Origin of the sequence: Acidiphilium sp. AL (assembly GCF_025499445.1) — a bacterium.
Taxonomy (GTDB): domain Bacteria; phylum Pseudomonadota; class Alphaproteobacteria; order Acetobacterales; family Acetobacteraceae; genus Acidiphilium; species Acidiphilium iwatense.
On sequence record NZ_JAIMBZ010000023.1, the window covers coordinates 42386 to 51094 of the forward strand.

Here is an 8709-nt window from a genome sequence, read left to right on the forward strand (position 1 = left end):
AAACCCCGTCGCCTTGTCATGACGGATCGCTTAGACGCCGCCGCAGGGGTTGTTACGACCCCGCAGGTTTATCCGACGATCATCGCAACCGACATGGGAGATCAACCGTGCGATCCGATTTCAAACTGCGGCGCTCCACTCTGCTGCGCGCCGGCGCTGCCGCGCTGCTGGTCACCGGGCTCGGGGCCGGCGTCGCCCAGGCGGCGAACGTCACCCTGGTCGAGACCGGCTCGACCCTGCTCTACCCGCTGTTCAACATCTGGGTGCCGCATTTCGAGAAGGCGCATCCGGGCATCAGGGTCACCACCCAGGGCACCGGCTCGGGCACCGGCATCGCCGAGGCGATTTCCGGCGTCGTGCAGGTCGGCGCGTCGGACGCCTATATGTCGGACCCGCAGATCAAGCAGAACCCCGACATCCTGAACATTCCGCTGGCGATCTCGGCCCAGGCGATCAACTACAACCTGCCCGGCCTGAACAACAGGCATCTCAAGCTGTCCGGCCCGGTGCTCGCCGGCATCTATGATGGCAAGATCGGCAAGTGGAACGCCCTGGCGATCGAGAAGCTCAACCCCGGCCTGAAGTTGCCTGACCACAAGATCATCCCGGTGCACCGCACCGACGGTTCGGGCGACACCTTCATTTTCAGCCAGTATCTCAGCTTCTCCACGCCCTCGTGGAACAGCTCGGTCGGCTACGGCACCACGGTTTCCTGGCCGGCGGTGCCGGGCGGGCTGGGTGCCGAGGGCAATCCCGGCATGGTCGAGGCGCTCAAGCAGAACCCCTATTCCATCGCCTATATCGGCGTATCGTTCCATCAGCAGGTGAAGCAGGCGAAGCTCGGCAAGGCGATGCTGCTGAACAAGGCGGGCAAGTTCGTGCTGCCGACCGCGAAAACGATCAGCGCCGCCGCCGACCAGCTCGTCGGCAAGACGCCGAAGGATGAGCGCATCAGCCTGGTCTTCGCCCCCGGCGCGGACAGCTACCCGATCATCAACTACGAATACGCGATCGTGAACGCGAAGCAGCACAACGCCGCGACGGCGAAGGCAGTGAAGGCCCTGCTCACCTGGGCGAGCACCAAGGGCAACGCTCCGCATTTCCTCAAGCAGGTCGAGTTCAAGGCGCTGCCGCCGGCGGTGAGCAAGCTCTCCGCCGCGCAGATCGCCAAGATCCACTGACCATCGTGCGCCCTTCCGGCTTTGCCGGAGGGGCGTTCTCGATTAAAGGGCGCGCATGAAACGATCCGGCCCGTTCCGCCTTTGCCTCGCCGCCATCGCGATGGTCATCCCGGCGGCCCTGATCTTCATCGTCCTGTTTCTCGCTCAATATGCCTGGCAGGCTATCTTCTATAACGGTGTGCGCTTCGTCGGCACGATCAACTGGAGCCTCGGCAATCTGTATGCCAATCCGGTGGTCAGTCGCGGCTACCACGTGCCGATCGGCGCCGATTACGGCATTCTCGCCTTCATCGTCGGCACGCTGTTTTCCTCGTTCCTGGCGATCCTGTTCGCCCTGCCGGTCGCGGTCGGCACCGCGATTTTCCTCGCCGAAGCGGTTCCCGCCCGGCTGCGCCCAGGCTTGTCCATGCTGGTCGAGCTGGTCGCGGTGGTGCCGAGCGTGGTGTTCGGCCTGTGGGGCATCTATGTCCTGGCCCCGCTGATCTCGCATGATATCGGCCCCGGCATCACCGCGATTCTCGGCTTCATCCCGTTTTTCAACATCAACAACAGCACCGGCAGCGGCTTCGGCCTGCTCACCGCCTCGATCGTGCTCGCGCTGATGATCACCCCAATCATCGCCACCACATTATACGACGCGCTGCTTCAGGTGCCGCGCGAACTGCGCGAATCAGCGGTCGCCCTCGGCGCCACGCGGTTCGAGGTCGTCACCAAGACGATGCTGCCCACCGTGCGCGTCACCCTGATCGGCGGCGTGGTGCTTGGGTTGGGCCGCGCGCTGGGCGAGACCATGGCGGTCCTCATGGTCTCCGGCGGGGCCTTGAACTACCTGCCGGGAACCATTTTCACCCCGATCAGCACCATGGCGTCGTTCATTCTCTCGCAGCTCGACAGCGCCTTGCAGGACCCTACCAACATGGCGGTGAAGTCGCTGGCGGAAATCGCGCTCGTCTTGTTCGTCATCACCCTCGCGGTCAACGCCGCCGCGCGGGTTCTGGTGCGGGGAGCAACCTTTGTCCGCAACCTTTGATACCAAGGGAAAGCGCTCCGCGCTGGAAACCCGCCGCCGGGCGCTCAGTGCCGCCGGCTGGGTTCTGTGCGGTTTCGCCTTTCTCCTGATCGCCGTCCCTCTGCTCGATCTCGTGCTCACCATCGCGATCAAGGGCGCGTCGGCCTTCTCGATCAAGCTGTTCACCACGTCGAGCAACGGCGTGAAGGGTGGGCTGCTGGCCGCGATCGTCGGCACCGCCGTGCTCTCGCTCGGCGCCCTGATCTTCGCGGTGCCGATCGGCGTCGGCGCCGGGATGTACCTCTCGGAATACGGCCAGAACCGGCTCGGCTCGGTGATCCGCTTCCTGTCCGATACGCTGACCGGCGTGCCATCCATCGTGCTCGGCTATTTCTCCTACATCACCCTGGTGATCGGGCTCGGCTGGCAATTCTCGGCGTTGGCCGGGTCGATCACGCTCGCGATCATGATCGTGCCCTATCTCGCGCGGATCACCGAACTCTCGCTCCGGCGCGTGCCGATCACCATGCGCGAAGCCGCCTATGCGCTGGGGGCGAAGGATCGCACCGTCGCCTTCAAGATCGTTCTCTCGGCCGGGCTCCCCGGCGTGATCACCGGAGCGCTGCTCGCCCTCGCCATCTCGGTCGGCGAAACCGCACCTTTGATCCAGACCGCCGGCTGGTCGAACTATCTCTGGACCGGCAAGCTGACCCACGAGCCGATCGGCTACCTCACCTACGTGATCTGGACCTTCATCAACCAGCCCTACAAATCCGCCCACGCCCTCGCTTTCGCCGCCGCCCTTCTGGTCATGCTGGTGGTTCTCGCGATCAATATCGGCGTGCGCATCGTGCTGCGTCGGCGGATCTAACGCGCCGTTATTCCTGCCTTATATCGGCCACCACGCCGCCGGTCAGCTCGGCCAGCGCCGCCGGCGCGATCGGAAACACGTGATGTGGCGATCCCGCCGCCGCCCAGATCACCGGGAACATCATCAAATCACGGTCGATGAATATCGTCACCGACTCGCGATGGCCGAGCGGCGAAACCCCGCCGGCGGCGAATCCGGTCGCCGCCAGAACGAAATCCGGCCCGGCCGGTTCGAGTTTTGCCCCTGCCAGTCCAGCGAGTTTCGCCTTGGATACACGGTTCGCCCCCGAGGCGATGGCGAGCACCGGCACCTCGCCCGCCCGGAACACGATCGACTTGGCGATTTCCGCCACGCCGCAGCCGATCGCCGCCGCGGCACCGGCAGCGGTGCGGGTGCCCTCGGGAAATTCGCTGATGGCATCGGCCAGACCGGCTGAGCGCAGTGCGGCGCGCACCCGCTCGACCGGATGATCCAGCGCCGTCATCACACCGCGAGCGTCGCTTCGGCGGTCCTGACCACCGCTTGCAACGCACCCGGCTCGAACGGCGATGTCAGCTTCGCCGCTTCGACCAGCTTGCCGAACGGCGCCGACCCGCCAAGCCCGCACAAATCGACATAGGTGTCGAAACTCGCCCGGTAATCCTTCTGCGATTTGACCCAGAACTGCAACGCGCAGCACTGCGCCAGCGTGTAGTCGATATAGTAGAACGGCGCGCCGTAGATGTGCATCTGACCCTGCCAGCGTCCGCCCTTGGCCGGATAGGCGAGATCGCCCCAGTTGCGCCACGGCAGATATATCTGCTCCAGCTTGCGCCACATCGCATGGCGCTCGGCGGGTGTCGCGTCGGGAGCAGCATAGACCTCGTGCTGGAAATGATCGACGCAGACGCCATAGGGCAGGAATTCCAGCGCACCGATCAGGTGCATCCGCCGGTAACGTTCGGTCTGCTCGCCGAACATCGGCTCGATATGCGGATAGGCGAGGAATTCCAGGCTCATCGAATGGATTTCCGCCGATTCCGAGGTCGGCCAGAGATAATCCATCGAAGGCTGCGCGCGGCTCTGATAGTTCTGAAAGGCGTGGCCCATTTCATGGGTGAACACATCGACATCGTGATGCGTGCCGTTGAAATTGGCAAAAATATACGGCATCCCGAACGCCGGAAACGAGGTGCAGAACCCGCCGCCCGCCTTGGTCGGCCGGTTCTTCAAATCCATGAACCCGCCTTCGTTCATCTGGCGATAGAACCCGGCGAGGCGCGCATCCATCGCCTCGAACATCTCATTAGCCTTGGTCACCAACGCATCATGATCGCCATCCGGCTTCGGATTGCCCTTCGGATCGACCAGCGCCTCGTCCCAGGCATAGAGCGTATCCAGCCCGTTATCCTGCCTGCGCCGCTCGACCAGTTTCGCCACCAGCGGCACCACATGCGCCAGCACCTCGCGCCGATAGGTCGCGACGCCCTCCGGCCCGTAATCGAGCCGCCCCATGCGCCGGTAGCCGAGTGCGATGAAATTCGCATCGCCCAGCGTCGTCGCCATCTTGTGGCGCAGCTTCACGAGCCTGTCGTAAATCTCGTCGAGTTCCGCACCGTGTTCGGCAAAAAACGCCCAGCGCGCAGCGGCGGCGCGATGCCTTGTGTCGCGATCCAGACTCTCCACATAGGGCGTCAGCCCGGCGAGATTGAGTGTCTTGCCGTCGAACTCGATCTTCGCCGAAGCGAGCAATTCGGTATAGCGCGCATCGAGCTTGGCTTCGTCCTCGAGATCCTTCGCGATCGCCGGATCGAACGTCGTCACGTCGTTGCGCCAGATATCCAGCGCGTGCCGGCCGTATTGCGCCTCAATCGGCGCGGCATCGAGCGAGAGCAGCCGGTTCTTGATCCTGGTATCGTGCTCGGTGATCACCGGACCCAATTCATCGGCATATTCGCGCTCGGCCTTGTAGTCCGCATTCGCGGTATCCTGCGAAAAGCGCAGATAGACCAGCGAGGACCAGGTTCCGGTCACGCGCCGCAGCGCGTCCCACGCCGCCAGCGCCTCGCGCACCGCGCCCCGGTCGAGCATTGCGTGCAAGTCGTCATACGCCGCCCGCAGACTGTCGCGGCTCGGTTTCGCTGCGGTGATGTCGTCGAATGTCATCGATGTTTCCCTCATTGTTCCGTCATCAGCCCCAACGCCTGACGCTCGAACAGCCGGCGGTAAATCCCGCCCTGCCGCGCCGTCAGCGCCTCGTGGGTTCCCTCTTCCACGACCGATCCATGATCGAAAACCAGGATGCGGTCCAGCGCGCGCACAGTCGAGAGCCGGTGAGCGACCACGATCACCGTGCGCCCGGTCATCAGCCGCTCGACCGCCTGCTGGATCAGCGCCTCGGATTCCGAATCGAGGCTCGCGGTCGCTTCGTCGAGAATCAGGATCGGCGCATCGGCCAGGAACGCCCGCGCGATCGCCACGCGCTGCCGCTCGCCGCCCGACAGTTTCACCCCGCGCTCGCCGACCAGCGTGCGATAGCCGTTCGGCAAACCCACGATGAAATCATGGGCATTCGCCAGCATCGCCGCGTTCTCGATTTCCGCTGCCGTCGCATCCGGCCTGCCATAGGCGATGTTCTCCGCGAGCGAACGATGGAACAAAATCGGCTCCTGCGCGACGATCGCGATTTCGGCGCGCAAACTCGCCTGGGTCAGCATCGCGATATCCTGCCCGTCGATCAGGATTCGTCCGTCTGTCACATCGTGCAGGCGCTGGATCAGCTTGACGAACGTCGTCTTGCCCGATCCCGAATGCCCAACCAGCCCGACCCGCTCGCCCGATGCGATCACCACCGACAAATCGCGGAACAGCGGCGCGACATGGTCGCCATAGCGGAACCCCACGCGGTCGAACACGATCTCGCCGCGCAATATATGCGCGTCGATCGCCCCCGGCCGGTCGGCGATGCCGAAGTGCTGCGCTTCCAGCCGGACCATATCTTCCATCTCGTTGACCGAGCGCTGCAGATTGGCGATGTGGTAGCCGATATCGCGCAAATAGCCGAGCACGATCAGATACGCGGTGATCACCGTCGCCACGTCACCCGGACTCGCGCGCCGCATCCACCAGAGATACAGCGCCAGCCCGATGATCGCGCAGCGCAGCACCATCAGCCCGGCACTCTGCCCGGTACCGACATTGGTGCCGCGCATCCAGGATCGCCGTGTGCGGCGCCGCCATTTGCCGATCACCCGTGCGAGCGTCGCATCCTCGCGCGATTCGGCGGCGAAGCCCTTGACCACCGCATTGCACGAAATCGCGTCGGCCAAAGCGGCACCCATCGCGGTATCGTAGCGATTCGACAGTTGCGCCGCCGGCGACACATAGCGCAGCGACAGGATCGCGGTGACGCCGATATAGAATACCGCGCCAATCGCGATCAGCCCGCCCATGCTCGGCCAGTGCAGTCCGAGCACCGCCGAGGTGCCGACAAGCACCGCGAGCGCCGGCAGCAGGGCGATCAGGATCGTGTCGTTCAGCAGGTCGACCGCCCAGATGCCACGGGTGATCTTGCGCACGATCGCACCGGCGAAATTATTGCCGTGCCAGTCGGACGCGAAGCGCTGCACCCGGAAGAACGCTTCGCTGGCCATCGCGCTCATCATCGCGAGCGTCAGGGCGACCACCGCGCGAAACGCCAGGTAACGCAGCACCGTCTGCGCCGCCGCCAGCAGCGCGATCGTCGCCAGAGCCCCGAGTGCCGCACGCAGCGAGACGGCACTGCGCACCGCCACCGCATTGACCAGATCGCCGGCATAGAGCGGCATGAACACGTCGGTCAGAGTCGCAAGCACCATGGCGAGCGCGGTCGCAACGAACAACCAGCGCTGACGCGCCCAGCGGTGCGCAACGAAGCCGAATACCGCCCGAAACGGCGAATCCATATTTTTATCGATCGAAGGCATCGTTCAACACGATCCCGCGAACGCGGAATCACCTCTGAAAAGCAGCCAGGAAAACCCAGGGAATTGGACCGCGCCCGGCGGGGCGCGAGGCTGGACGACCTAACGGGCGCTCAATGGTCGCGCGGTGAGGTATCCGCCAAGGGACATTTTAATTGCGATATCCATCAATGCCCCCTTGGTTGAGTGTTGAACAGGGATAACAAGATAGCGCGCCGGCAGCGCCGTGTCCAGTGTCCCGATTCGGAGGTCGATGGGGTGATTGGGGTCCCACCCCTCGACGCTCCAGCTTCAGTGCCCGAGCACCGGATGCGGCCGGTAGGGCTCCGCAAGCCGGGCGATTTCCGCATCGGTCAGTTTCACGCCGAGCGCGGCGATCGCGTCGTCCAGGTGATGCGGCTTGGACGCGCCGATGATCGGCGCGGTCACGCCGGGCTGCGCCAGAACCCAGGCGAGCGCGACCTGCGCGTTGGACACGCCGCGCGCCGTCGCGATCTCGCTCACCCGGTCGACCACCGCGAAATCGCCCTCGTCGTAATAGAGCGTGTGGGCGAATTCATCGCTTTTGGCTCGCGTCGTTTCGCCTTTGTCCGTCTTGCTGCGATTGCCGGCGAGGAAGCCGCGCGCGAGCGGGCTCCAGGGGATCAGCCCAATCCCCTCGTCGCGGCAGAACGGGATCATTTCGCGCTCCTCCTCGCGATAGACCAGATTGTAGTGGTTCTGCATGGTCGCGAAGCGCGCGAGGCCGCGCCGGTCCGACGCGTTGAGCATTTTCGCGAAGCGCCACGCATCCATCGACGAGGCGCCGATATGCAGCGCCTTGCCGGCGCGCACCACGGCGTCGAGCGCCTCCAGCGTCTCCTCAATCGGGGTGGATTTGTCGAAGCGGTGGATCTGGTAGAGATCGACATAATCCAGCTCCAGCCGCTTCAGACTCGCGTCGATCGCGTGCATGATGTGCTTGCGCGACAATCCGCGTTCGTTGGGTGTCTCGCCCATCGGGTTGAATACCTTGGTCGCGACGACCACCTGCTCGCGCGGCACCGCCATCTCGCGCAGCGCGCGGCCGAGCACGATCTCGCTCGCGCCCTTGGAATACATGTCGGCGGTGTCGAAGAAATTGATCCCGGCTTCCCAGGCGCGGCGGATGAACGGCTTGGCGTCCGCCTCATCCAGAACCCAGTCCCGCCAGGCCGACGTGCCGTAGGTCATGCAGCCCAGGCAGATGCGCGACACTTTGAGGCCGGTGCTGCCGAGATTGACATAATCCATCGAAATCCCTCTGATCTGAACCACTCCAATTAGGCACGAAGGCGGTTTACGACCAGCCTCAAAGCACTCTAAAAAGCCGAACGACGGATGGGTGGCCGAGTGGTTTAAGGCAGCGGTCTTGAAAACCGCCATGCGTTTACGCGCATCGTGGGTTCGAATCCCACCCCATCCGCCACCCCCCTGAATTTACAGATATTTTAACGTATGAAAACCGGCTGATTCCCGCCGGTTTTTGGCGTTTTGCTGTTGCACCCCGACTCATCCTGTTGCATGGTATCCCACGCGTCATGTGGTAACTAGTACCCTCCGTCATTGATTTTGCGGCGGACCTTCGATTCGATGACTCCGCAACGACGGAGATGGTTCGTGACCGCGAAACAAAGTGCCGTAAAGAAGTATGTGGTGAAGCTCAGCCTCGAAGAGCGCGAGCGGCTC

The 8709-nt window shown here is 63.9% G+C and carries 7 protein-coding genes and 1 tRNA gene; 4 read left to right on the forward strand and 4 right to left on the reverse strand.

Features of this window, described 5'->3' with window-relative positions:
- The first annotated feature begins 107 nt into the window (after window positions 1-107).
- From pstS to pstA, 3 genes are read left to right on the forward strand one after another with little or no spacing between them, the layout of a single operon-like run.
- Complete coding sequence (gene pstS, locus AiwAL_RS13305) at window positions 108-1181, forward strand: phosphate ABC transporter substrate-binding protein PstS (RefSeq protein ID WP_235704109.1); 1074 nt, start codon at window positions 108-110, stop codon at window positions 1179-1181.
- 55 nt (window positions 1182-1236) lie between these two features.
- On the forward strand, window positions 1237-2211 hold the full coding sequence (gene pstC / locus AiwAL_RS13310; RefSeq protein WP_235704110.1) for a phosphate ABC transporter permease subunit PstC: 975 nt from the start codon (window positions 1237-1239) through the stop codon (window positions 2209-2211).
- Window positions 2195-3061, forward strand: a complete 867-nt coding sequence (pstA, locus tag AiwAL_RS13315) for a phosphate ABC transporter permease PstA (RefSeq protein ID WP_235704111.1) — start codon at window positions 2195-2197, stop codon at window positions 3059-3061. The genes pstC and pstA overlap by 17 nt, the downstream gene beginning before the upstream one ends.
- A gap of 7 nt (window positions 3062-3068) precedes the next feature.
- Here pstA and AiwAL_RS13320 read toward each other — a convergent pair whose 3' ends face one another.
- From AiwAL_RS13320 to AiwAL_RS13335, 4 genes are all read right to left on the reverse strand, one after another.
- Complete coding sequence (locus tag AiwAL_RS13320; protein ID WP_235704112.1) at window positions 3069-3545, reverse strand: YbaK/EbsC family protein; 477 nt, start codon at window positions 3543-3545, stop codon at window positions 3069-3071.
- Window positions 3545-5206, reverse strand: a complete 1662-nt coding sequence (locus AiwAL_RS13325) for a M3 family oligoendopeptidase (protein WP_235704113.1) — start codon at window positions 5204-5206, stop codon at window positions 3545-3547. The genes AiwAL_RS13320 and AiwAL_RS13325 overlap by 1 nt, the downstream gene beginning before the upstream one ends.
- Window positions 5207-5217: 11 nt before the next feature.
- Entirely contained in the window at window positions 5218-6984 is a 1767-nt protein-coding gene (locus AiwAL_RS13330) for an ABC transporter ATP-binding protein (RefSeq protein WP_235704114.1), read from the reverse strand.
- Between the two features lie 309 nt (window positions 6985-7293).
- Window positions 7294-8274: an aldo/keto reductase gene (locus AiwAL_RS13335; RefSeq protein ID WP_235704115.1), complete on the reverse strand. Its 981-nt coding sequence runs from the start codon at window positions 8272-8274 to the stop codon at window positions 7294-7296.
- Window positions 8275-8359: 85 nt separating this feature from the next.
- On the opposite strand from AiwAL_RS13335, the gene AiwAL_RS13340 reads away from it, so the two are divergent.
- Window positions 8360-8449: transfer RNA gene (locus AiwAL_RS13340), tRNA-Ser, on the forward strand.
- The last annotated feature ends 260 nt before the right edge of the window (window positions 8450-8709 follow it).

What these genes read in the sequence shown, in the direction of transcription:
- pstC (WP_235704110.1), top strand. Translation starts at nt 1,237, where the DNA reads ATGAAACGATCCGGCCCGTTCCGCCTTTGCCTCGCCGCCATCGCGATG.
- AiwAL_RS13320 (WP_235704112.1), bottom strand. Translation starts at nt 3,545, where the DNA reads ATGACGGCGCTGGATCATCCGGTCGAGCGGGTGCGCGCCGCACTGCGC.
- AiwAL_RS13325 (WP_235704113.1), bottom strand. Translation starts at nt 5,206, where the DNA reads ATGACATTCGACGACATCACCGCAGCGAAACCGAGCCGCGACAGTCTG.
- AiwAL_RS13330 (WP_235704114.1), bottom strand. Translation starts at nt 6,984, where the DNA reads ATGGATTCGCCGTTTCGGGCGGTATTCGGCTTCGTTGCGCACCGCTGG.
- AiwAL_RS13335 (WP_235704115.1), bottom strand. Translation starts at nt 8,274, where the DNA reads ATGGATTATGTCAATCTCGGCAGCACCGGCCTCAAAGTGTCGCGCATC.